Below are 24,125 nucleotides of genomic sequence, written 5' to 3'. Positions count from 1 at the left end.
CTGCGGCGGCAAGCTCATGGTGTCGGTGAATTCCAACGCGGTGTCAATTGCCCGCCAGTGCGCGGGCGCCGCTTCAGCGGCGGAACTTGCCGGTCTCGTCGAGGATGGCCAGGTCCACGTATTGCAATCCGCTGTGGTCGGCCGGTGTGTAGCTCAGTTCGATGCCGCCCAGGTCGAAGCGCTTCATGCCGTCCAGTGCGTCACGCAGCGACTGGCGGGTCGGCTTGGGGCCCGCGCGGCGCAGGCCTTCGACCAGCACTTTGGCGGACGCGTAGCCTTCCACCATGCTGGGCGTGAGTTCCAGGCCAGCCTTGCGCGCGCTTTCCAGTGCGTCCTTGATCATCGAATGGGCGATGGAGCGCTCGTGCGGGAAGACCTGGCTCACGATGACACCGCGCGCCACGGGGCCCAGGTCACGGATGAAGCCGGCCGAGGCGTTGTTGGACAGCGTGATCAGCTGCGCCGTGGAGCCGGCGGCGCGCAGCGCCTTCATGCCGTGCGCCACCGCGTCGCCCGTGCCGATGAAGAGCACGGCTTGCGGCTGCTTGGTGATCAGGCGGTCGACGATCGGTCCGAGCGTCGGCGCGTCACGCCCGTATTTCTCGTGGGCCACCGGCGTGTGCTTGGCCTTGGCGAGCCCCGCCATCGCGCCGGCGGCGGCGTCGTCGCCGAAGGAATCGTCAACCTGGACGATGGCGATGCGCGTCGCGCCGATCACGCCCATGTGCTCGATGGCGCGCTCGGCCTCGCGCTGGTAGGAGGCGCGGACGTTGAACAGCCAGGGGTTGACCGGCTTGTGCAGGACCATGGCGCCTGTCGACGGGGCGACGAGGGCGATCTTGTGCTCGGCCAACAGCGGCAGCACCGCCTGGGTATGCGGCGTGCCGCGGGTCAGGAACAGCGCGAGCACGCCCTGGTCGATGAGCTTGCGCGCATTGACGGCAGAGAGCTTGGGGTCGAACTTGTCGTCCAGCGACACGAGGCTGATCTTCTGCCCGCCGATGCCGCCGGTGGCGTTCACGCTGTCGAAGTAGATCTTGGCGCCCTGTGTCACTTCCATGACGCTGCTGGCCACCGGGCCGGTGATGGCGGCGGTTTGCCCGATGACGATGTCGGCCCTTGCCGTGGCCAGCAGGCCCACTGCGGCAAAGGCGGTAGCGATGATTCGGCGGGTGAAGTGCCGGGTGGACGTCATGTGGGGCCTCCGTGGGCGACATCCCGCCCTACGGCGGGAGCAAAAAAAGGAAAGGGGCCTCAAGGGCCCCGCGAGCTCAGCGTCGGAATTTACCCGACTGATCGACGATGGCCAGGTCCACGTAGTCCATGCCGCTGTGATCGGCGGCGCTGTAGCCGACCTCGACGCCACCAAGGTCAAAGCGGCTGATGGTCTCGAGGGCTTTGCGCAGGCCCTCGCGCGTGGGTTGCTTGCCGGCGCGCTTGAGGCCTTCCACCAGCACCTTGGCAGACGAATAGCCTTCGACCATGCTGGGCGTGAGTTCGACGCCGGTCTTGCGTGCGGCTTCCATTGCATCCTTGATGAGGGGTTTGGCGATGGAGCGTTCGTACGGGAAGATCTGGCTGACGATGACGCCGTGACCGATGTCGCCCAGGTCCTTGATGAAACCGGACGAGGCGTTGTTGGACAGCGTGACGAGCTGGGCCGTGGAGCCCTTGGCGCGCACGGCCTTCATGCCTTCGGCGACGGCCGCGCCGGTGCCGATGAACAGCACGGCCTGCGGCTGCGTGGCCAGCACCGTGGTCACGACAGACTCCATCTCCGGCTTGTTGCGGTCGAACTTCACATGGGAGACGGCTTGCTTGTTGGTCTTGGCCAGGCCGACCAGCGCGCCCTGGGCTGCATCGTCACCGAAGGAATCGTTGACTTGCGCAATGGCGATACGGGTCATGCCGATCAGGCTCAGATGCTCGATCGCGCGTTCGGCTTCGCGTTGATAGCTGGCGCGCACGTTGAACACCCAGGGCAGCACGGGCTTGTGCAGGATCATGGCGCCAGTGGAGGGCGCCACCAGCGGGATCTTGTATTCAGTTAGCAGCGGCAGCACGGCCTGCGTGTGCGGTGTGCCACGCGTGAGGAAGAGTGCGGTCGCTCCCTTGTCGATCAGCACCTTGGCGTTGATGGCCGACAGCTTGGGATCGAACTTGTCGTCCATCGACACCAGCTTGATCTTTTCGCCGTGCACGCCGCCTTCGGCGTTCACCGCGTCGAAGTACATCGAGGCGCCCTGCGTCACTTCCTTGACGCTGGCGGCCACCGGGCCGGTGATGGCGGCGGTTTGGCCAATGATGATGTCCGCTTGTGCTGCGCCGATCAGGCCGGCTGCCATCAACAGGGCGGCGAGGGCGCGATGGGCGATTTGCCGTGAAGGCTTCATTGTTGTCTCCGGGAAGCTTCCGCCGTTGGTGTTTTGCGGAGGCGTGTGGCGTGGGGGCTCAGGGTAGTGAGCCGTGAAAACGCAGCATTCGAGCATGCGCCGGCCCGTCTTGCAGCAGCAAGCTCCGCACACGAGCGCAAGGGCGTGCGAACAAATCGACGCCTTCACGCGCTGCATGAGGTCAACGGGTGCCGGCAGTCTATGACTCGGTATTGCGAGGGTTGCCGGTGAAGGTGTAGTGCGGTGTTTCAGCGCTGCGCGGGCCGAACGACCCTCCCGGGTCGTGACGTGACATGGCGGTGGCGCCACGCGAAGTGGCCGCGCCGAGCCCGATTCATGCGACGCCGTGGCTCGATGACCGCGGCGTCGGCCGTCGCCTCAAACCGCCGACAAGCCCCGCCTGGTGGGGCTTGTCACGCGATGCGGCAGTGACGACGCCGCGGCCTGGTCGGCGAACTGGCGGCGCGGCCTCATGCCCTGAATCGCTTGCAGGACCGATTCAAAGACCGCGGTCAACCCCCTAAAAGCGGGTCGAATTGCTGCAAGTGTGGAAACAAGTTGTCACCATCGCTCGCCTCATTCGCTCAGTTGCGGCGTCAGCGATGACCCGGAGGTGGCGAATGAGGCCCGGCATGTCGCCTCAGCGGCGGAACTTGCCGTTCTGGTCAACGATGGCGAGGTCCACGTAGTCCAGTCCGGTGTGGTCCGTCGTGCTGTAGCCAACTTCGACACCGCCGAGGTCCAGGTGGTTCAGCTTCTCCAGCGCGGTGCGCAGGCTCTGGCGCGTGGGTTGATTGCCCGCTCTCTTCAATGCCTCCACCAACAACTTGGCCGAGACAAAGCCTTCCACCCCTGTGGGCGTGAGCTCGACGCCGGCATGCTGGGCCGCTTCCGCGGCCTCCTTGATGATGGGCTTGGTCAGCGAGCGCTCGTACGGGAAGACCTGGCTGACGATGACGCCGCGGCCGACCTCGTCCAGGTCCTTGATGAAGCCGGCAGAGGCGTTGTTGGACAGCGTCACGAGCTGCGCCGTCGACCCCGTCGCGCGCACGGCCTTCATGCCCTGCACGACGGCGGAGCCCGAGCCCAGGAACAGCACGGCCTGCGGCTGCTTGGCCATCACGCGGGGCACGATGGCCGCGAAGTCCGGCTTGGCGCGGTCGTATTTTTCGTGCGCAACGGCGGTTTTGTTGGTCTTGGTCAGGCCCGCCAGCGCGCCTTGCACGGCGTCATCGCCGAACGTGTCGTCCACCTGAACCAGCGCGATGCGCTCGATGCCGATCAGACTCAGGTGCTCGATGGAGCGCTCGGCCTCGCGCTGGTAGGTGGCGCGCACGTTGAACAGCCAGGGATTCACCGGCTTGTGCAGCACCATCGCGCCCGTGGACGGGGCGACGAGCGGAATCTTGTGCTCGACCAGCAACGGCATGATGGCCTGCGTGTGAGGCGTGCCGCGCGTCAGGAACAGCGCGATAACGCCCTGGTCGATCAGCGTCTTGGCGTTGGCGGCCGCCAGTTTGGGGTCGAACTTGTCGTCCAGCGACACCAGCGTGATGCGCTGGCCGTTGACGCCGCCAGCCGCATTGACGATGTCGAAGTACAGCTTGGCGCCTTGCGTCGTTTCCTTGACGCTGGACGCGACCGTGCCGCTGTGGCCGGCGGTCTGGCCGATGACGATGTCGGCCAACGCTGACTCAGAGACCAGGCCGGCCGCAAGCAGCGCGCCGAGCAGGACGCGCGTGGTGAATGTGCGAATCGGATGCATGAACACTCCTGTCTGCGCACGTCCGCTTCAATGGGCGGCTGGTGGCAGTGTGATTGGTGCCACCAGCTGTTGCGTGTTGCGTTGCCGGAGGCTATGAGCTAACCATTTCAGCATGCGGTAACCAGCTGTTCCTGCGAGATCGCACTGCGGCATCGATCGAAATTGTTACCCGGCGTGCTGAGGTGCCGTTCTGGCCGCTAGACGGGTGTTCGAGGGCGTCGTGCCAAGAAAAAAGCGGCGCAACCGATGAAGATTGCGCCGCTTAGTGAAATAGTTATTGGTCAGAGGAAATTTAGCGTGGGTGTGCTGAAGTTTCCGATGTTCGGTGCAACCAGGTTGAAGTCGCTGGCGGGCACGCCCATCCATTTCGCGAGCGTCACGGCGTACTGATCGACCGAGGTGGTCGGGATGTAACGGCCGCCGCCGGTGTCCAGCGGATGGGGATTGGCTGCAGTGCCGATGCGCACCTCGGGGAGGTCGCCGTAGGCGTCGCCGCCCTTGACCGCGCCGCCGACGATGAAGTGGTGGCTGGCCCAGGCGTGGTCCGAGCCATCGCCGTTGCTGGCGAGGGTGCGACCGAAGTCGGAGGCCGTGAACAGCGTGGCCTGGTTCTCGATGCCCAGATTGACAGTGCCTCGATGGAAATAGTCCATGGCCTTGGACACGCGCGCGAGCAAGGCCGGCTGGCGGGTCAGTTGATCGTCGTGCGTGTCAAAGCCGCCGATACCGACGAAGAAAACCTGTCGCTTGGCGCCCAGCGTGCTGCGTGCAGCCATCATGCGCAGCACGATCTGCAACTGCAGGCCCAGGCTGTCGCTTGCCAGCGCGGTTGGCAGCGTGAATGCGGGGTCGGTGGCGGGGTAGCCCGCCAGCGCGGTCGCCACCTTGTCTGCGGCGACATAGGAGCGCTTGACGATGGCGGCATGGTCCTGCTCCAGCAGGTTGTCGCCGCCCGCCATGCCCAGCGCCTGGATGGCCGCAGCCGACTTCGCGGAGCCGAACAGGCTGCTGGTCGTGGCGCCGATCCGGATGGCGCCCGACGTCGAGACCTGGTACTGCAGCACGGTGTTGCCGGACATCAGCACGGCGTTGCCGCTGGCGGAGATGGACGTGAACGTGGCGTCGCTGTTTTGGCTCATCAGCAGATCGCCGATGCGGCCGCCCCAGCCGATGCGTACACCCTCGGGCTTGAAGGCCTGCCAGGTGGAGACCTGGTCGTTGTGCGAGAAGAGCCGGCCGGGAAGGTTGCGCTGGGCCTTGAAGTCCGCAAGCGTCGTCGGGGCGATGATGGGGCCGACATTGCCGAGCAGGGCCGCCTTCTTGGCGGCAAAGAGCGCCTGCAACTCCGTCATCTCGGCGGGCAGGCTGAAGCGGCGGCCGCTGCCTTGCGAGGTGGCGGGCGTGATCTCCAGCAGGCTGGCGTACGGCAGCGCCAGCCCGCCGCGTGCCGCCTGGTAGGCCGCGTACGAAGCAGTGTCGTAGGGGATGACGGTGTTGTTGTGGTCGTTGCCGCCGAACATGAACAGGCAAACGATGGCGCGGTAGTCGCCGGCGGACTGCGCCGACGCGGCACCGATGCCGGCCAGATTGAGGGCGAACGGGGCGGCTGTTCCGAGCGAAGACAGCGCGGCGGTGCGCCTGAGGAATTCGCGGCGTGATGCGGCAAAGGCGGGCTTCATGGGCGTGCTCACTTCTGGACGATGTAGTCGGCCGAACCCAGTACCAGATAGACGGCGAGGCAGACCCGGTTGTTGCGCGCCGCGGCCGCCTTGTCGGCGTTGGTGGTCGGGATGGCAATCGCCGTGACGGCGTCCACGATGGCTTGCCGCTTGGTGGCGGGCATGACGCCCGCGTTGAGCAACAGGATCACGCGGTCCACGAGTGCAGCGGGTGTGTCGGCCAATGCACGCTCGGCGCCGTAGGCTGCAGCAATCCGGTTGCCGTTGTTGCCCAGGCGGTTGCTGACGATGTCGTCGATGACGTTGAGATACTGGGCGACCGAGGTCTCGTGCGTGATCTGCAACTCGGGGGCGACGAGCCCGGCAGCGCCGGTCTTGGACGCCGGCGCCACGTAGCCGGGGCGGTAGAAGTTGAACACCGACGGCGAATTCATCGGCGTCATGCCCAGCGACCCGTCGGTGGCGCCGAAGTTGTAGAAGCCGGTCGGCGCCACAGCTTCGAAGCTGCGCATCCAGTTGGCCAGGCGAAGCACGGGCTCGCGTATGCGCCCGAACGAGGCTTGCTGCGAGTAGGCCGCACCGACGTCGCGGGCCTCATCGTCCAGCAGGATCGCGCGGATGACGGCCTTCATGTCGCCGCGCACGCCGGCGCCGTTGTTGTTGAATGAACCGGTGACACGGGCGACGTAGGCCGGCGAGGGATTGCTCGTCACCAGGCGTTGGATCAGTTGCTTGCCGATGAACGGGCCGACGTTGGGGTGGTTGAACAAGGTGTCCAGCGCCACCTTGAGGTCGGTCTGGGCGTCACCTGCCGTGGTCACGCCCAGGAAGGTCTTGGTGGCCGTGGAGTGGTAGGCGTCGTAGCTCTGCATCGGGATCTGCCAGCGATTGCTGGCCAGCACGCCGTTGCGCCCGAAGAAACGGTTGGCTGTTTTGTCTGGGCCGCCCCAGCTCCAGCCGGTCAGCGCCTTGGCCAGGCCGGTGACGTCGGCGTTGGTGTAGGTCTCGACGGGGTCGCCGTTGCTCGTGACGATGCTCCCGTCCGCGTTGAGCTTGTGGAGCCCGATCGTGAAGAGCTGCATCACTTCGCGGGCGTAGTTCTCGTCGGCGGTGCGGCCGGTGCTGTCGTTTTCCTTCTGGTTCTTCAGCATGGCGAGCCAGGTGCCCATGGCCGGGTTCAGCGTCACGTCTTCCAGCAGTGTGCGGAAGTTGCCGAAGGCATTGCGGCCGAGCACGTCGTAATAGCCTGAGATGCCGGCGACCTGTGAACGCAGCGCGTTCAGGTCGAACGAGACGACCATGATCTGCGAGAGAGCAAAGGCGACGCGCTGGCGCAGTTGGTCGTCACCGGTGATGGCCTGTGTCCACCAGCTGCCGTAGAAGTCGTTCTCGACCTGCTTGCCCGCAGCAGCGAAGAGCGCGTTGGTGGTGTCGGCGTGCAGGCGCTGCGGCTTGGCGAATTCCGCGTCAAGCCACGATTCGATCGTGCGGCCCTTCAGCGCCGTGATGCTGGCCTCGTTCGGGCCGAAGGTGGCCTGGGCCAGAAACCGCGAGGCTTCTTCCGGCGTGGCGACGGTGTGAACCTTGGCGGTGCTGCCGGGGGGCGCGCCGCTCTCGGTCCCGCTGGCGCTCGCGGCGTTGGTGGCGCCGGCATCCTTGCCGCCGCCGCCGCAGCCCGTGAGTGCGGCAAAACACAACATGGCCGCCAGGTGGCTGATCCTCGGTCCCATTGGAGTCCCCGTCTTGCGTGTCATCGTTGGCGCCAATCGCGGTCGTGGCAGCTCTCGTCCTGATCCGTTTGCGCCCGCGAGCCGGATCGCCCTGGCGTCATCCCTCGCTCGGGAACTTCCGCGCAGTTCACGCCATGGCCAGGGGCTCCTGCATTGCAGCACGCGGCGTTTTTCCGGCCTGTAATTAATGGTGAGTGATGGACATATATCACTCGATGTCGGCGTTTTTTGGCATTGCCGCGCGACTGCCCGCCGCCAGGAACCGCTCGCGCAACACCGCCTCGGTGTCACGCCGCCATGCGGCGAACACCGCTGAGGGTTCGATGGCCTCCTGCAGCGGCCGGAAGACGGCGCCCTGCACGCCGGCGCGCTGGAATGCGGCCGGCACGATGCTGACACCCAGGCCTTGCGCCACCAGCGACACCACCGACAGCCAGTGGCGGCCCTCGTGCTGCAGCCGCGGATAGAACCCGTGCTGCCGGCAGATGTCGATGATGCGCGCGTGGTAGTCGGGCGAGCCCTTGCGCGAGAACAGGATGAACGGCTGATCACTCAATGCGGCCAGAGGCATGCGCTCCAGGCGCGCCAACGGGTGATCGGCTGGCAGGCAGGCCAGAAACGGCTCGCTGTACAGCGGCCGGCCATCCAGCGCCGGTGGTAGCCGGTCGGTGTGCACCAGGCCCAGATCCAGGTCGTCAGCCAGCAAGGCCTCGATCTGGTCCTGCGAGTTCAGCTCAATGACGACCACCTCCACGCGCGAATGGCTGGCCTGGAATGCCTGCAACCAGCCAGACAGCCCGTTGAACAAGGTGGAGCCGACAAAGCCCAGGCGCAGCCGGCCGACCTCACCGGCCTGCACCTCGCGCGCCAGGGCGCAGGCCTCCTCGGCCCGTGCCAGCAGCGCCGCCGCGCTGGTGCGAAACGCGCTGCCCGCCGGCGTGAGCCGCACGCCCTTGCTGTCCCGCTCGAAGAGCCTGGCCCCGACGTTCGCCTCCAATTGCTGGATGGCGACGGACAGCGGCGGCTGCGACATGGACAGCCGCTGCGCGGCGCGGCCGAAATGCAGTTCATCCGCCACCGCGAGGAAATACCGCAGATGGCGGAACTCCAGCCCCCGGCCCGGCAGGTTTTCAATAGGCATTGCGAATCGTCGAAGTCAATTCTTGAATTGGACACGAATTGATGCCCGCGAAATACTGGTCGCTCGGCGCGCCCGTTCGGCGCTTGCATCACGAGGACATCGCCATGGCCGCCAAGGCTAGCTTTCACTGGGACGACCCCCTGCTGCTGAATGAGCAGCTCAGCGATGAGGAGCGCATGGTGCGCGACGCTGCTGCCGCCTATTGCCGTGACCGCCTGCGCCCGCGCGTGCTGGAGGCCTTCCGCAAGGAGCAGACCGACGCCGGCATCTTTCGCGAGATGGGCGAACTGGGCCTGTTGGGCCCCACCATCCCGGCCGAGTACGGCGGCGCGGGGCTGAACTACGTGTCCTACGGCCTCATCGCCCGTGAGGTGGAGCGTGTGGATTCCGGCTACCGCTCGATGATGAGCGTGCAGTCGTCGCTGGTCATGGTGCCCATCCACGAGTTCGGTAACGAGGCGACCAAGCAGAAGTACCTGCCCAAGCTGGCCAGCGGCGAGTGGATAGGCTGCTTCGGCCTGACCGAGCCCGACCATGGCTCCGACCCCGGCTCCATGGTCACGCGCGCCCGCGCTGTGCCCGGCGGCTATGAGCTGACGGGCGCCAAGATGTGGATCACCAACAGCCCGATCGCCGACGTGTTCGTCGTCTGGGCCAAGGACGATGGCGGCCAGATCCGTGGCTTCGTGCTGGAAAAGGGCGCCAAGGGCCTGAGCGCGCCGGCCATCCACGGCAAGGTGGGCTTGCGCGCGTCCATCACCGGCGAGATCGTGCTGGACAAGGTCTTCGTGCCCGAGGAGAACGCCTTCCCCGAGGTGCGCGGCCTGAAGGGCCCGTTCACCTGCCTGAACAGCGCGCGCTACGGCATCGCCTGGGGCGCGTTGGGCGCCGCCGAGGACTGCTGGCACACCGCCCGCCAGTACACGCTGGACCGCAAGCAGTTCGGCAAGCCGCTGGCTGCCAACCAGCTGGTGCAGAAGAAGCTGGCCGACATGCAGACCGAGATCACGCTGGGCCTGCAGGGCTGCCTGCGGCTCGGGCGCATGAAGGACGAAGGCACGGCGGCCGTGGAGATCACGTCCATCATGAAGCGCAACAGCTGCGGCAAGAGCCTGGAGATCGCCCGCACGGCACGCGACATGCTGGGCGGCAACGGCATTTCCGACGAGTTCGGCATCGCCCGCCACCTGGTCAACCTCGAAGTGGTGAACACCTACGAAGGCACGCACGACATCCACGCGCTGATCCTGGGCCGCGCGCAGACGGGGATTGCGGCGTTCTGATGACTTGGCCGGCCCGGCGGCAAGCGGGTCGGCCGCCGCCAGTGGGCAGGGGCAGCGCGAGGCTGCGGCAATGGGGAGATCGTCTTCGAGGCCGGGATGGAATCCCGGCGGTCAGCGCGCTTTTTGCAGCTGGATCTCGAACAGCGTCGGCCACAGCTTGCCGGTCACGAACAGCCGCTTCTTCGCAGCGTCGTAGGCGATGCCGTTGAGCACGTCATCGCTGCCGCGGCGCTGCGGTAGCAGGCCGGTCAGGTCGATCCAGCCGGTCACGTGGCCGGTCTTGGGGTTGATGCGGGCGATGCGGTCGGTCTGCCAGATGTTGGCCAGCACCTCGCCGTCCACCCATTCCAGTTCGTTGAGCTGGTCGATGGGCCGGCCGTCGGCCGTGACCTTCACGCGGCGCAACTCCTTGAACGTCAGCGGGTCCAGGAAGCGCAGCTCGGGCGTGCCGTCACTGAGGATCAGCTCCTTGCCGTTGTTCGTCAGCCCCCAGCCCTCGCCGGGGTAGCTGAACTTGCGCCACAGCTTGAAGGTCTTCAGGTCCAGCACGAAGGCGATGCCATCCTGCCAGGTCAGGCCGATGATGCGATCGCCCCACAGCGTGATGCCTTCGCCGAACACCTCGCCCGGCAGGTCGACCTGCTGCACCACCTTGCCGGTCTCCAGCTCGACCTTGCGGATGCTGGAGCGGCCGTGCAGGCCCGTGCCTTCGTACAGAAAGCCGTCGAGGAAGAACAGGCCCTGGGTGAACGCGTCGGGGTCGTGCGGGTAGCTGTGGATGACCTTGAAGCCCTGCACGGGCGTGGCGGCCAGCGCGCCTGGCGCGGCCGGGGCGAGGAGGGCGCCGGCCAGTGCGGCGAGCAGGCTGCGGCGGTGTGAACGGAAATTCGCGTGCATGGTGGTCAGCGTAATCGAAGCCGCAGTGGGGGCGATGTGAAGCTGCGTGAACGGCGCTACCGCGGCCAGGGCCAGGCCTTGCCTGGGTGGCGGACCGCCTGACGGGTCTACCGGCTGTGCGACGTCAGTCGTGCCAGCGGAGAAGCCGTGCTGACACCCGGCGCCACGCCACCGCGCGCGGTGCCGGCGTCATCTGCTTCGGGGCCGGAGGCTAGCGCGGCCACGCTGTCGGGGCTGCGCCGCATCGCCACGCCGACGGCCAGGATGTCGATGACCAGCAGATGCAGGATGCGACTGACCATGGGCAGCTGCGTCGCAATGTCCTCGACGTGGTCGACGATGAGGGCCACATCCGCCCGCTTGGCCAGCGGGCTCTGGCTTGCGGTGATGGCCACGACGCGGGCGCCGCGCGCCTGGGCCTTGTCGACCACCGACAGCAGCTCCGGCAGCCGCCCGCCGCTGCTGATGACGACGGTGACGTCACCCTCGCGCAACACGTCGGCCGCCAGCAGCTGCAGCCGCGGGTCGGTGTAGGCGCCACAGGGCATGCCCAGGCGCAGGAACTTGAACTGCGCGTCCTGAGCCACGACGCCGTAATGCCCCAGCGCGAAGAACTCGATGCGGCTGGCGGCGAGCAGCGTCTCGATGGCTCGGTCGATGGTGTCGCGGTTCAGGTGGCTGCGCACCTGCAGGATGGCGCTGGCCGTGTTGCCCAGCACCTTGGCGCCCAGCTCCAGCATGGAGTCGTTGGTGTTGACCTGCGTGTGCGTGACGGGCACGGTGCCTGTCAGGCCCGAGGCCAGGCGCAGCTTGAAGTCCGACAGGCCTTCGCAGCCCAGCGACCGGCAGAAGCGGATGACCGTGGGCTGGCTGACGCCGGCGGCGCGGGCGATCTCGGCGATGGGGTCGCTCAGCACCGAGCGGGGTTGCGCCAGCACCAGGTCGGCCACGCGCAATTCGGCCGGCGACAGCTCGCTGCGCGCGCGGCGAACCTGGCCCAGGATGGCCGAGCCGGGCGACGCCTGGAGGTTGCGCAACTGGTTCTCGAGGATGGCCGACGCGCCCTTGAACGTGGCGTGCTCGGCCGTGATGACGAAGGTCGGGATCGCGGACACGTACGCCCGGAAGCGCCCCTTGTCCTCGAAGCGTTCGCGGAACGGGCTGCGGTCGAAGTAGGCGCCCAGCCTCGGCACGATGCTGCCGCCGATGTAGATGCCGCCCAGCGAGCCCAGCGTCACCGCCAGGTTGGCGGCGGCCGAGCCCAGCAGGCCGCAGAACACGTCCAGCGTCTCCAGGCAGAGGGCGTCACCCGCCTCGAGCGCGCGTTGCGTGATGGCGGGTGCCGGCAACGCCTCGGCGTTCACGCCGTTGCGCTCGGCCAGCGCGCGGTGGATGAGCTCCAGGCCGGGGCCGGAAATCAGCCGCTCGCAGGACACGTGGTCGAGCGTCTTCCAGGCGAACCTGAGGATGTCCATCTCGCGCGCGTCGCGCGGCCCGAAGTTGACGTGGCCGCCCTCGGTGCCCAGGGCGATCCAGCCTTCGCCGGCCGGGATCAGCCCCGACACGCCCAGGCCCGTGCCAGCACCCAGCAGGCCGATGACGCTGGGTCGTCGAGCCTGGCCACCGCCAACCTGTCGGACATCGGGCTCGGCCAGGCGCGGCAGCGCCATGGCGAGCGCCGTGAAGTCGTTGACGACGACCAGCGTGTCCAGCCCTAGCCGCTGGCGCATCTCGTCGATGGAGAACTGCCACTGGGAGTTGGTCATGCGGACCCGGTCGCCCTCCACCGGGTTGGCGGTGGCGATGGCCGCGTGCGCGATCGGCTGCGGCGCGCCATCCGGCCAATGCAGCCGGGCGAGATAGGCGAGCACCGCGGCATGGAAGTCCACGTGTTCGGCGCAGGGCAGCGACGCCATCTGCGTGAACTCGCCCGGCGCGATTTCCAGCGCAAAGCGGGCATAGGTGCCGCCGATGTCGGCAAGCAGGCGGGGGCTGTCGAAGCGGTGCATGGGCGTTGGGGCGCGGTGCCCGGGCTGGTGGGCAGCGGTCGGGGCCGCCGGTTGATGCAGTGGGTTGGCGCAGAGGGTTGGGGGGGGTATGCGGCTGTAGCTTCACTACAGCCGCCGGCGACGCTTGTCCCGCATTGTCATGGGCAGCGCCGCCCGCCGGTGTTGAAATTAACGTCGGCCTGGCGGGGCTGGGAGGCGCCATATTGTCGGAATCATGTAGTTTTGCTACCGTTCGGCCCGCCAGAATTCCACCCCCCAAAGCCCGCTGTGATCCCACCCGTCCTGAGCCTCGCCGTCCCGTGTCGCCTGCATCCTGTCGGAGGCCGGCCATGAGCGCGCCTTACCCCTGGCTCGTGGCCGACGTTGGCGGCACCAACGCGCGCTTCGGCACGGTGCCGGGCCCCGGCGCGGCCGTGGAAGACGTGCGCGTGCTGTCTGTCGCGGCGCATGCCGGGCCTGCGGCGGCCGTCCGCGCCTACCTGGCCGGCCAGCCGCCGGGCCAGGCCCAGCCCCAGAGTGCGGCCTTCGCGCTGGCGACCGCGCTGGACGGCGACCACATCGAGCTCACCAACGGTGCCTGGGGCTTCTCGCGCGCGGCCACACAGGCCGACCTGGGCTTGAAGACCTTGCTTTGCCTGAATGACTTCGAGGCCCAGGCCTTGTCACTGCCGCGCCTGACCGCGCAGCAGCTGCGGCCCTGGGGTGAGGCGCCGGAGCCAGCCGCGGACGCGCCGACCGGCACGGTGTTGGCGGTCATCGGCCCCGGCACCGGGCTTGGCGTCGGCGGTGTGGCGCGTGCGCCCGGGCGCTGGCTGGCGCTGCCGGGTGAGGGCGGCCACATGACGCTGGCCCCGGCGGATGACTTCGAGAGCGATGTGCTGAGCCAGGCGCGCCGCGAGTTCCCTCACGTGTCGGCCGAGCGCTTCCTGTCGGGCATCGGCCTGCCGGTGTTGTGCCGTGCGGTGGCCGGCGTGCTGGGGCAGGGCGCCGACGCCGCAGCGCTGACGACGGAGCAGATCGTGGCGCGGGGGCTGTCGGGCGAGTCGGCGGTGTGCTCGCGCACGCTGGACGTCTTCTGCGCCATGCTCGGCGGTTTTGCCGGCAATGTGGCGCTCACGCTGGGATCGCGCGGCGGCGTGTTCATCGGCGGCGGCATCGTGCCGCGGCTGGGGGAGCGCTTCTTCCAGTCCGCGTTCCGGGAGCGCTTCGAGGCCAAGGGGCGCTTCCAGCCTTTCCTCGCCGGCATTCGGACGGCCTTGATCACCGACACCTTGGCGGCGCTCTCCGGCGCGTCGCTCGCGCTGGAGCAGTCGGACGCCTGATGTCGCCGGAGCGCGGATCGGGCGTCCGAGGCGTTGCGCCGATCGGCGCTTGGGTGTCCGGGGCGAACGGCCCGCGCCTCGATCGGTCGCATCTCGGTCGGTGCCCCACGCGCAGGGCCTCAGTAGAATCCCGGGCGCCCGCACGCCGCCCCTTCGCCCCGGGGTGGTGCCTCCAGAGAACCGCGGCCCCGCGCCGCGCCCAGCCTCCCCGGATTCCATGGCCCTGACTCCGCATCTGACCCATTTCGAGGGCGGCAACGCCCTTTCCGACTTCCGTGCCCAGGCCTTGCTTGCCCGGCTGAAAGAGGTCAGTGCCCGTATCACCGGCATCAGCGCCCGTGCCGTGCACTGGGTCTGGACCGACGCCGCGCTGGACGCCGGCACGCGTGAGCGCTTCGCCGCGCTGCTGACCTACGGCGAGCCCGCGGTGGCCGGCGCAGAAGGTGAGCTCATCGTCGTCACGCCGCGCTTTGGCACGGTCAGCCCCTGGGCGTCCAAGGCCACTGACATCGCCCGCAACTGCGGTTTCACGCTCAAGCGGGTGGAGCGTGTCGTTGAATACCGCATCGCCACCAAGTCGGGCCTGCTGGGCGCTTTGGGCGGTGCCAAGCCGCTGCACCAGGACGAGCTGGCCGCCTGCGCTGCGCTGCTGCACGACCGCATGACCGAGTCGGCGTGCTTCAAGCGCGAGGACACCGCTCACCTGTTCGACGAACGCACGGCCGAACCGCTGGCCCATGTGGACGTGTTGGGCGCCGGCCGCGCCGCGCTGGAGAAGGCCAACGTCGAGTTCGGCCTGGCGCTGTCGGCCGACGAGATCGACTACCTGGAGACCAACTTCAAGAAGCTGGGCCGCAACCCCAGCGACGTGGAGCTGATGATGTTCGCGCAGGCCAACAGCGAGCACTGCCGCCACAAGATCTTCAACGCGAGCTTCGTCGTCGATGGCGAAGCGCAGCCGCTGTCGCTGTTCGGCATGATCCGCAACACCGAGAAGCTGAGCCCCCAGCACACGGTCATTGCCTACTCGGACAACGCGGCCGTCATGGAAGGCCATGCCATCGAGCGCTGGATGCCGGCGCCGCAGGCGGGCGCGCCCTATGTCGCGCGGGCCGAGCAGGCCCAGGTGCTGATGAAGGTGGAGACGCACAACCACCCGACGGCCATCTCGCCTCATCCGGGCGCGTCCACCGGTGCGGGCGGCGAGATCCGCGACGAAGGCGCCACCGGCCGCGGCGCCAAGCCCAAGGCGGGCCTGACGGGCTTCTCGGTGTCCAACCTGCACCTGCCCGGCCTGGCCGAGCCCTGGGAGCAGAACCCCGTCGGCAAGCCCGCGCACATCGCGTCGGCGCTGCAGATCATGGTGGACGGGCCGCTGGGTGGCGCTGCGTTCAACAACGAGTTCGGCCGGCCCAACCTCGGCGGCTACTTCCGCGTCTACGAGCAGACCGTGGACGGCGTGCGCCGTGGCTATCACAAGCCCATCATGATCGCCGGTGGCCTGGGAGCCATCCGCGCGGACCTGACGAAGAAGATCGAATTCCCCGCCGGCTCGCTGTTGATCCAGCTCGGTGGCCCGGGCATGCGCATCGGCATGGGCGGCAGCGCCGCGTCGTCGATGGCGGCCGGCACGAACACGGCCGACCTGGACTTTGACTCCGTGCAGCGCGGCAACCCGGAGATCGAACGCCGGGCGCAGGAGGTCATCAACCACTGCTGGGGCCTCGGCGCCGAGAACCCGGTGCTGGCCATCCACGACGTGGGCGCGGGCGGCATCTCCAACGCCTTCCCCGAGCTGGTGAACGACGCCGGCCGTGGCGCGCGTTTTGATCTGCGCAAGGTGCCGCTGGAAGAGTCGGGCCTGGCGCCGAAGGAAATCTGGTGCAACGAGAGCCAGGAGCGCTATGTGCTGGCCATCGCGCCGGACAGCCTGGATCGCTTTGCCGCGATGTGCGAGCGCGAGCGCTGCCCATTCGCGGTCGTGGGCGTCGTGACCGAAGAGCGCGACCTGAAGCTGGTCGACGAACAGTCCGGCGACGACCATCCCATCGACATGCCGATGGACGTGCTGCTCGGCAAGCCGCCCAAGATGACCCGCGACGTCAGGCGCGTGGCGCGCAGCGGCGGCACGCTGGACCTGAACGGGGTGGCGCTGGACAAGGCCGCCTTCGACGTGCTTCGCCACCCGACCGTGGCCAGCAAGCGCTTTCTCGTCACCATCGGCGACCGCACCGTGGGCGGCCTGAATCACCGTGACCAGATGGTGGGCCCGTGGCAGGTGCCGGTGGCGGACTGCGCCGTCACGCTGGCCGACTTCAAGGGCTTTGCCGGCGAGGCCATGAGCATGGGCGAGCGCACGCCGCTGGCGGCCGTCGACGCGCCGGCCTCGGGCCGCATGGCGGTGGCCGAGGCCATCACCAACCTGCTGGCCGCGCCCATCGAGCTCGCCCGCGTGAAGCTCAGCGCCAACTGGATGGCCGCCTGCGGCGAGCCCGGCGAGGACGCCGCGCTGTTCGACACCGTGAAGGCGGTTGGCATGGAGCTGTGCCCGGCGCTGGGCATCTCCATCCCGGTGGGCAAGGATTCGCTGTCGATGCGCACCAAGTGGGACGCCAACCAGGTCACCGCCCCCGTGTCGCTGATCGTCTCGGCCTTCGCCAGCATCGCCGACGTGCGCGGCACGCTGACGCCCCAATGGCAGACGCTTGGGCAGGGCGAGGACTCCTGCGCCATCCTGATCGACCTGGGCCAGGGCAAGCACCGCATGGCCGGCTCCATCCTCGCGCAGACGCTGAACCAGTTCGGCGCCGACGTGCCGGACCTGGACGACCCGCAGCAGTTGGTGGCCATGGTCAACGCCATCAACGAGCTGCGCGCCGCGGGCAAGCTGCTGGCCTACCACGACCGCTCCGACGGCGGCCTGTGGGCGGCGGCTTGCGAGATGGCGTTTGCGGGCCAGACCGGCCTGAGCCTGAACATCGACATGCTCGTCACCGAGGGCGACGGCATCAGCGACAGCCGTGCCGACATGGGTGACTCCAAGAACTGGGCCGCCCAGGTCAGCGGCCGCCGCGACGAGCTGACGCTGCGGGCGCTGTTCAACGAAGAGCTGGGCGCGCTGATCCAGGTGCGCGCGGCCGACCGTGACGCCGTCATGCAGGTGCTGCGCGCGCACGGCCTGTCCAAGCATTCGCATGTCGTCGCCAAGCCCAACGCGACGCGGCAGATGGAAGTCTGGCGCGATGCGAAGAAGGTCCTCGGCGCCGATCTCACGACGCTGCAGCAGACCTGGGACGAGGTGAGCTCCCGCATCGCCCAGCTGCGTGACAACCCGGCCTGCGCTGCCGCCGAACACGCCGCTGCCGGCCGGGCCGACGACCCCGGCATGCACGTGCACCTGACGTTCACGCCGCAAGCGCCGTTCGTCAGCACGGGCGCCAGGCCCAAGGTCGCCATCCTGCGCGAGCAGGGCGTCAACTCGCATGTCGAGATGGCCTATGCGATGTCGCTGGGCGGCTTCGACAGCTTCGACGTGCACATGAGCGACCTGCAAAGCGGCGCGGTCAAGCTGGACGGCTTTGCGGCCTTCGTCGCCTGCGGCGGCTTCAGCTACGGCGATACGCTGGGTGCCGGCGAGGGCTGGGCGCGCTCCATCATGTTCAACCCGGTGCTGGCCGAGCAGTTCCGCGCCTTCTTCGCGCGCCCGGACACGCTGGCGCTGGGCGTTTGCAACGGCTGCCAGATGCTGGCCGCGCTCGCGCCCATCATCCCGGGTGCCGACGCCTGGCCGCGCTTCACGCGCAACCAGAGCGAGCAGTTCGAGGCCCGCCTGTCGATGGTGGAAGTGCTGGCGTCGCCCAGCGTGTTCTTCCAGGGCATGGCCGGTAGCCGCCTGCCCATCGCCGTCGCGCACGGCGAGGGCTTCGCGAATTTCGCGCGCCAGGGGGATGCATCCAAGGCCATCGCCGCCATGCGCTTCGTGGACAACCACGGTGCAGCCACCGAGGCCTACCCGTTCAACCCCAACGGCAGCCCGGGCGGCCTGACGTCGGTGACGACGGCCGATGGCCGCTTCACCGCACTGATGCCGCATCCGGAGCGCGTGTTCCGCAACGTGCTGATGAGCTGGACCTCGGGCGACAAGAGCGAGCACAGCCCGTGGCTGCGCATGTTCCAGAACGCGCGCAAGGCGCTCGGTTAAGCGGTTAAGCGGCGTTCACTTCGAGCAGCCGCCGATCGGGGCCTTCTTGGGTCCCGATCCACGCGGCGCGTCCGCGAACGCCACGGTGATCCGCGACGCGGATGCTGCCTTGGCGTCCCTTGCCGTCAGCCGTCGCGGAAGCGGGCGGGGAGGGCATGGTGCAGCGGGTAGTAGCGGAAGAAGGGACGGGCCTGTTCGAGCGTTCGGGCCACGGACGGCCGCGCCAGCAGGCGGTCGACGTAGGCCTGCAGCCCGCGGTGGCGGTCGGTCAGCGGCAGGATGGTGGTGGCGTAGAACAGCGCCGGGGCGGCCGTGCAGTCGGCCATGCTGAAGCTGTCTGCCGCCGCCCAGGTGTGGGGGCCGCGGCGCTGCTCGATCATGTCGTAAGCCATGGCCAGCGTGCGGCCGACCTCCGCCTGCTCGATCGCGTCGCGCTGGGCCTCGGGGCGCAGCTGCTGCGCGATGTAGCGCTGCATGGGGTGCATGACGTAGGCGTCGAACAAGCGCTCCCATAGCCGCACCTGCTGCTGTGCATCGAACCCGTCGGGCAGCAGGCGAGCGGCGCCGCCGTGGTGGTGGTCGAGGTATTCGAGCTGGATGGTCGTCTCGGGGATGACGCGGTCGCCGTCCACCAGCAGCGGGATCTTGGCGGTTGGCCATAGCGCGGCATAGGCTGCTCGTTCGGCCGGGTGGCCCAGATTCACGATCCGGGGCTCGAAGGGCAGGCCGAGCTCGTCCAGCGCGATCAGCAGCTTCCAGCAATGGGAGGACAGCGGGTGGTAATGCAGCGTCAGCGACACGGTGCGCCTTTCAGTTCCGTTCCGGCCAAGTCTATAAAGATGTCCAGCTCTGGAAATTAAAGCGCTGCCGCACGGCAGCGGCGTCTCGCATCAGGTGAGGTGTTGCAGCAGCATGGCGGCCTGCGCGAACTGCAGTTGATCGATGTGTTCGCGCAGCCGGTCGAAGCGATCACCACCGAGCCGCTCGTGCAGGGCTGGGGCGATGGCTTCGAAGCAGTCGATGGCGCCGATGTGCTGCTGGCCCAGCAGCGCCATCAACTCGGCCAGTCGGGCCTCGTCCCATGGCTGTGCTGCCACGGGCGCGGGCGGTGGTTCGTCATGCAGCCAGGCCGAGGCGGCCTGTCGCAAGGCCTGCAGGTCCTGGTTCACGGCCGCAATTTCCTGCGTCGCCATGGTCAGCTCGCCGCGCAGACAGGCTTGCTCGGCGCGTGTGGCGCTGGCCTGCACGCGGGTGGCGCCGGTGTTGCCGGCGCTGCCGCGCAGCTTGTGCAGGCGGCGCGCCAGTGCGCCGAGCTCGCCTGCGGCGTCCGCTGGCGGCGCAGGCAGGGACTCGAACTCGGCCAGCAAGTGCCGCAACAGCGTTCGGAACAGGTCCAGGTCGCCGTCGACGCGCTCGGCGACTGCGGCGGCGTCGATGCCGTCGATGTCGGGCCAGCCAGCCGGCGGCGGCCGGCCGGTGCCGCCGCCTCGCAGGGTGGCGGGCCGGCCCACGAGCCGGGCGATGCAGTCGATGACATCGGCCGGCGCGAAGGGCTTGGTGATGAAGTCGTTCATGCCGGCGTGGCGGGCCTCGGTGCGCTGGCTGGCCAAGGCGCCGGCCGTCAGCGCGACGATGGGCAGGCGGCGCAGGCCAAGCTGCTGGCGGATCAGCCGCGTGGCGGTCATGCCGTCCATGACGGGCATGTGGATGTCCATCAGCACGAGGTCGCAGCCGTCCGGGTCCAGACGCAGGCGCTCGACGGCTTCCTTGCCGTCGGCGGCCAGCGCCACACGGGCGCCCACGCCCTCCAGGATGCGCTTGGCGACTTCCAGATTGATCTCGCTGTCGTCCACGACGAGGATGCGCATGCCCGCCAGGGCCTGCGGGTCGCTGGGCGGCGCCGCGGCGGCCGTCTTCTGCAGCGTGGCCGCGTCGGCCAAGGTGAAGGGCAGTTCCACCCAGAAGGTGCTGCCGATGCCAGGCACGCTCTCCACACCCAGCGTGCCGCCCATCAACTCGGTCAGCTGCTTGACGATGGACAGCCCGAGGCCCGTGCCGCCGAAGCGGCGCGTGATGGAGCCGTCTGCCTGGGCGAAGGGTTGGAACAGGTGCTGCAAGGCCTCGGGCGCGATGCCGATGCCCGTGTCGTGGACCTCGAAGCGCAGGCGGATGTCTGCCGTGGCCGCGGCGGCATGGTCCACCACCAGCCGCACGCTGCCAGCATTCGTGAACTTGACGGCATTGCCCAGCAGGTTGGTGAGGACCTGGTTCACGCGCAGCGAGTCGCCAACGACCATCTCCGGCAGCGCGCAGGCCACCGCGAGCTCGAGCGACACGCCCTTGGTGCTGGCCTGCACACGCAGCACGTCGGTCAAGTAGACGAGCAGGTCACCGGGCGAGAAGGGCTGCAGCGAGATGCCCAGCTCGCCGGCCTCGATCTTGGAGAGGTCCAGCACGTCGTTGATGACGCCCAGCAGGCCTTTGCTGGCGTGGGCGATCTTGGTCAGCAGCTCGCTCTGGTAGGCGTCAAGCCGGGTCTGCTCCAGCAGATAGCTCAGCCCGATGACGGCGTTCATCGGGGTGCGGATCTCGTGACTCATGTTGGCCAGGAACTGGCTCTTGGCCAGGTTGGCCTGCTCGGCGGCGGCCTTGGCATCGACCAGTGCCTCCTCGTGGCGCTTCTGCGCGCTGATGTCGCGCGCCACGCCCAGGTAGCCCAGCAGGCCGCGGACTTCGTCGCGCATCGCCGTCACGGTCAGCGACACGGCGACGGTGCTGCCATCCTTGCGGCGGTAATGCCATTCATGCGGCTGGCCGTGCGTGGCGGGCTCGCGGAAGTAGTCGCCACCGCGCACGACGCGCCCCAGCGTGGCGCTCAGCTCGCGGGCACGCTCGCGGATCTCGTCGGGCAGGTGGATCAAGGCCGGCGAGGCCTGGCCCACGACGTCGGCGCTGCGGTAGCCGAGCAGGTTCTCGGCCCCTTGGTTGAACACGCGGATCGTGAAGCCGGGGTCGGTGGCGATGATGGAGATGTCGGTCGCCGAGGCCAGCACCGTGCGCAGCAGCGATGTGGTCTCGGCCAGCACCATCTCCGCGCGCTTGCGCTCGGTGACGTCCCAGTTCACGCCGATGACGCGCAGTGCCGCGCCCGAGGCGTGGCGATCGGCCTTGGCGGCGGCCCGGATGTGGCGGGTGGTGCCGTCGGCGCGGATGATGCGGAAGTCCGCCTCGACGCTGTCGCCATTGGCCGCGCAGTGCGCCAGCAGCTCGCGCAGTTGCTGAACATCCGCCGGGTGGACACGCGCCAGCCAGTCGTCGAGGCTGGGCGCGGCGGTGGCCGGGTCTTGGCCGTAGAGCTGGTGCATGTGGGCGTCCCAGGTGAGCGCGCCGCTGTCCGGCGCCAGCTCCCACACGCCCATGTGGGCGGCGTCGGTGGCCAGCGACAGGCGCTCGTGCGTGGCCTGCAGTTCCGCCACCGCCTGCTTGCGGGCGGTGATGTCGAAGCGGATCGAGATGTACCGGTCGACCTGCCCATCGGAGCCGACGAACGGCGCGATCACGCTGTCCAGCCAATGCAGCGAGCCATCCCTGGCGCGGTTGCAGACCTCGCCACGCCATGCGACGCCCGCGGAAATGGTGCGCCACACGTCGGGCCAGAACTCGCTGCCTTGCGTGCCCGAGTTGACGAGGCGGTGTGTCTGGCCGATGAGTTCCTCGCGGGCGTAGCCGGCCATCGCGCAGAAGGCGTCGTTGGCGTCGGTGATGACGCCGTCGCGGTCGGTCACCGACATGATGGCGTGATGACGGATGGTGTCGAGCAGGAAGGCGTTGTCGCGCAGCGCAGCGGCCGCCTGCTGCTGGCTCTCCTTCAGCTCGGTCACGTCGTGCATCAGCTCGTAGAAGCCGTGCACGCGGCCATCGACGATGTCCGGCAGGTAGTGCGCGAGCGCCTGTCGCGGGCCCAGGCCGTCCGGCCGCGGCAGGCTCAGCTCGAAGGACTGGGGCTCGCCGCGCAGCGCGGCGTCGATGTGGGGGCGGCACTGGGCATACAGCGCCGGGCCAAGCAGATCCCCCAGCGTCTTGTCCGCCAGCCGCCGGGCGCGTTGGCCGAACCACGTCTCGTAGGCGTGGTTGGCGAAGCGGTTGTGGAGGTTCTGGTCCCAGTAGCCCACCACGGACGGCAGCGCGTCGAGGATGTTGCGCAGGTCTCTTCGTGCGGCCTCGAGGCCGGCGGTGCGCTCGATGACCTTGGCTTCGAGCTCTGCCGTGAGCCGCTGCAGGCCGCGCTCGGCCTGCTTGGCCGCACTGATGTCGCGCATGGTCTTGACCATGCCGACCACGCTGCCGTTCTCGTCGCGCATCGGCGCGACGGAAATGGCCACGTCCAGCGCGTGGCCGTCGCGCGTGCGACGGGTGGTGTCGTAGGTCAGCACGGGCGCGCCCTGGCGGATCTGCTCCAGCGTCTGCTCCGTGTCGTCCGGGTCGTTGGGGGCCATCAGCAGCTGCTGCAGCGTCTGGCCCAGCGCTTCGTCGCGTCGATAGCCGAACATCTGCTCGGCTGCGGCATTCCACGACGTGATGCGACCATCCAGCGAGACCGCGATGAAAGCGTCGGCGGCCGTCTCCACCATCGCGGCACGCCGCTCATGTTCGAACAGCTCGGCGCGGCGCTTGGCGCGCGCCTGACCGTAGAACCAGGCCAGCATCGTGAAGAGCGCCGTCGCTGCGCCACCTTCCAGCATCAGCTCGGCGGGCGGGCGCAACTGCAGCGCCTGGATGAACGACGGGCGCGCCTGCACTTGTGCGAGCCAGGTGCGCCCGAACACATCGACCGGCGCCTGCCGGGCCCATTCGGCGGCAGGCTTGGCGCCGGCCGGCCCCGCCGTGGTGTAGAACGGCGCGGCGTCGGTGATGCCATCGGTCACGTCGGTGAGCGTCAGGTCGTAGCGCTGGCGCTGCAGGTCGAGATCCGCGAGCACCTCGCTCGTCGTGAGCGGCGCGTAGGACCAGCCCAGCGATTCCGCCTCGCGCGCAGCGGCCGTCGAGGGCATGGCGACCGTCCGATAGATGGGCAGCAGCAGCAGGAAGGACTGGCTGACCTTGCCGGTGACCTGCGCGAGCGTGATCGGCCGCGTCAGCACGGCGCGCCCGTCGCGCACGGCGCGGTCGGCGGCCTCGCGGCGTGCGGCTTCCGATGCGATGTCCAGCCCGACGGCTTGTTCATTGAGCGCTTGCGGCTCGATGTACTGGATGACGTAGCGATCACCCGCATGGGCAGAAAACTGGCGGATTCGGAAGTCGGGCGCGCCGTCGCGGCGTGCCGCGGCGACGAAGGCGGGCTCCTGCGCCTCGGTCACCCGCCGGATGAAGCCGAAACCACGCGCGCCGGGGAATTCCGATTCGATCTGTCGCGTCTGCGAGTAGTGCCAGAAGTCCTCGCGCGTGATGCGGTCGGCGCCGGCCGCGATGATGGCGCCACGCGCGCCGCGCAAACCGTATTCGTATCGGCGCATGCGGGCGCTGACCTGGGCCACGGCCTCGTGCGACAAGGCGTCCAGCTGTCGGTCCCGCTCACGTGCATTCGCCTGCGTCTGCAGTGTCGCGGCCACCCAGGTGAGCAGCGCCCCCAACAGCAGTGCCGCCGCCGCGTAGGTCCCGCCGCCGACCCGCCAGGCTCGCTGTCTCCGAGGCACGGTCGCTCCGCT

At 68.6% G+C, this 24,125-nt stretch carries 13 protein-coding genes; 3 read left to right on the top strand and 10 right to left on the bottom strand.

Annotated features, from left to right (window positions below; all coding sequences use genetic code 11):
• Positions 1–73: 73 nt before the first annotated feature.
• The 6 genes from ACG00X_RS03330 to ACG00X_RS03305 form a co-directional block, all read right to left on the bottom strand.
• Positions 74–1,195 (bottom strand): ABC transporter substrate-binding protein, encoded by a 1,122-nt coding sequence (locus tag ACG00X_RS03330; RefSeq protein WP_394486528.1) that lies wholly within the window; start codon positions 1,193–1,195, stop codon positions 74–76.
• Positions 1,196–1,271: 76 nt separating this feature from the next.
• On the bottom strand, positions 1,272–2,393 hold the full coding sequence (locus ACG00X_RS03325) for an ABC transporter substrate-binding protein (RefSeq protein WP_394486527.1): 1,122 nt from the start codon (positions 2,391–2,393) through the stop codon (positions 1,272–1,274).
• A 640-nt stretch (positions 2,394–3,033) separates the two neighbouring features.
• Positions 3,034–4,158 carry an ABC transporter substrate-binding protein gene (locus ACG00X_RS03320; protein ID WP_394486526.1) on the bottom strand — a complete coding sequence of 375 codons (1,125 nt, stop codon included), beginning with the start codon at positions 4,156–4,158 and terminating at the stop codon, positions 3,034–3,036.
• 281 nt (positions 4,159–4,439) lie between these two features.
• Positions 4,440–5,837 carry a DUF1501 domain-containing protein gene (locus tag ACG00X_RS03315; protein WP_394486525.1) on the bottom strand — a complete coding sequence of 466 codons (1,398 nt, stop codon included), beginning with the start codon at positions 5,835–5,837 and terminating at the stop codon, positions 4,440–4,442.
• Positions 5,838–5,845: 8 nt separating this feature from the next.
• On the bottom strand, positions 5,846–7,567 hold the full coding sequence (locus tag ACG00X_RS03310; RefSeq protein ID WP_394486524.1) for a DUF1800 domain-containing protein: 1,722 nt from the start codon (positions 7,565–7,567) through the stop codon (positions 5,846–5,848).
• Between the two features lie 208 nt (positions 7,568–7,775).
• Positions 7,776–8,678 (bottom strand): LysR family transcriptional regulator, encoded by a 903-nt coding sequence (locus ACG00X_RS03305; RefSeq protein ID WP_394486782.1) that lies wholly within the window; start codon positions 8,676–8,678, stop codon positions 7,776–7,778.
• A gap of 134 nt (positions 8,679–8,812) precedes the next feature.
• Here ACG00X_RS03305 and ACG00X_RS03300 point away from each other — a divergent pair, with 134 nt between their 5' ends.
• A complete protein-coding gene (locus ACG00X_RS03300; protein WP_394486523.1) occupies positions 8,813–9,991 on the top strand; it encodes an acyl-CoA dehydrogenase in 1,179 nt (392 codons plus the stop codon).
• Between the two features lie 111 nt (positions 9,992–10,102).
• On the opposite strand, the gene ACG00X_RS03295 is transcribed toward ACG00X_RS03300, so the two are convergent.
• Together ACG00X_RS03295 and ACG00X_RS03290 are read right to left on the bottom strand one after the other, a co-directional pair.
• Positions 10,103–10,888, bottom strand: a complete 786-nt coding sequence (locus tag ACG00X_RS03295) for a glutaminyl-peptide cyclotransferase (RefSeq protein ID WP_394486522.1) — start codon at positions 10,886–10,888, stop codon at positions 10,103–10,105.
• 107 nt (positions 10,889–10,995) lie between these two features.
• The gene (locus ACG00X_RS03290; RefSeq protein WP_394486520.1) at positions 10,996–12,897 is read right to left on the bottom strand and encodes a glucokinase; all 1,902 of its coding nucleotides are present in this window, start codon (positions 12,895–12,897) and stop codon (positions 10,996–10,998) included.
• Positions 12,898–13,226: 329 nt separating this feature from the next.
• On the opposite strand from ACG00X_RS03290, the gene glk reads away from it, so the two are divergent.
• Positions 13,227–14,219 (top strand): glucokinase, encoded by a 993-nt coding sequence (glk, locus tag ACG00X_RS03285; protein ID WP_394486518.1) that lies wholly within the window; start codon positions 13,227–13,229, stop codon positions 14,217–14,219.
• A gap of 217 nt (positions 14,220–14,436) precedes the next feature.
• Positions 14,437–18,420 (top strand): phosphoribosylformylglycinamidine synthase, encoded by a 3,984-nt coding sequence (purL, locus tag ACG00X_RS03280; RefSeq protein WP_394486517.1) that lies wholly within the window; start codon positions 14,437–14,439, stop codon positions 18,418–18,420.
• Between the two features lie 125 nt (positions 18,421–18,545).
• Here the strand turns inward: purL and ACG00X_RS03275 are convergent, their stop codons facing one another.
• Both ACG00X_RS03275 and ACG00X_RS03270 read right to left on the bottom strand, forming a co-directional pair.
• Positions 18,546–19,220 (bottom strand): glutathione S-transferase family protein, encoded by a 675-nt coding sequence (locus ACG00X_RS03275; RefSeq protein WP_394486515.1) that lies wholly within the window; start codon positions 19,218–19,220, stop codon positions 18,546–18,548.
• A gap of 90 nt (positions 19,221–19,310) precedes the next feature.
• A complete protein-coding gene (locus ACG00X_RS03270) occupies positions 19,311–24,113 on the bottom strand; it encodes a PAS domain S-box protein (protein WP_394486514.1) in 4,803 nt (1,600 codons plus the stop codon).
• Between the last annotated feature and the right edge of the window lie 12 nt (positions 24,114–24,125).

Source organism: Pelomonas nitida (genome assembly GCF_043555975.1).
GTDB classification, from domain to species: domain Bacteria; phylum Pseudomonadota; class Gammaproteobacteria; order Burkholderiales; family Burkholderiaceae_C; genus Pelomonas; species Pelomonas nitida.
The sequence above is the reverse complement of the archived record's forward strand: the minus strand, read 5'-3'. Positions and strand labels throughout refer to the sequence as shown.

Coding starts and splice junctions, on each gene's coding strand:
- ACG00X_RS03330 (WP_394486528.1), bottom strand. CDS start 1,195: ATGACGTCCACCCGGCACTTCACCCGCCGAATCATCGCTACCGCCTTT.
- ACG00X_RS03325 (WP_394486527.1), bottom strand. CDS start 2,393: ATGAAGCCTTCACGGCAAATCGCCCATCGCGCCCTCGCCGCCCTGTTG.
- ACG00X_RS03320 (WP_394486526.1), bottom strand. CDS start 4,158: ATGCATCCGATTCGCACATTCACCACGCGCGTCCTGCTCGGCGCGCTG.
- ACG00X_RS03315 (WP_394486525.1), bottom strand. CDS start 5,837: ATGAAGCCCGCCTTTGCCGCATCACGCCGCGAATTCCTCAGGCGCACC.
- ACG00X_RS03310 (WP_394486524.1), bottom strand. CDS start 7,567: ATGGGACCGAGGATCAGCCACCTGGCGGCCATGTTGTGTTTTGCCGCA.
- ACG00X_RS03300 (WP_394486523.1), top strand. CDS start 8,813: ATGGCCGCCAAGGCTAGCTTTCACTGGGACGACCCCCTGCTGCTGAAT.
- ACG00X_RS03295 (WP_394486522.1), bottom strand. CDS start 10,888: ATGCACGCGAATTTCCGTTCACACCGCCGCAGCCTGCTCGCCGCACTG.
- ACG00X_RS03290 (WP_394486520.1), bottom strand. CDS start 12,897: ATGCACCGCTTCGACAGCCCCCGCCTGCTTGCCGACATCGGCGGCACC.
- glk (WP_394486518.1), top strand. CDS start 13,227: ATGAGCGCGCCTTACCCCTGGCTCGTGGCCGACGTTGGCGGCACCAAC.
- purL (WP_394486517.1), top strand. CDS start 14,437: ATGGCCCTGACTCCGCATCTGACCCATTTCGAGGGCGGCAACGCCCTT.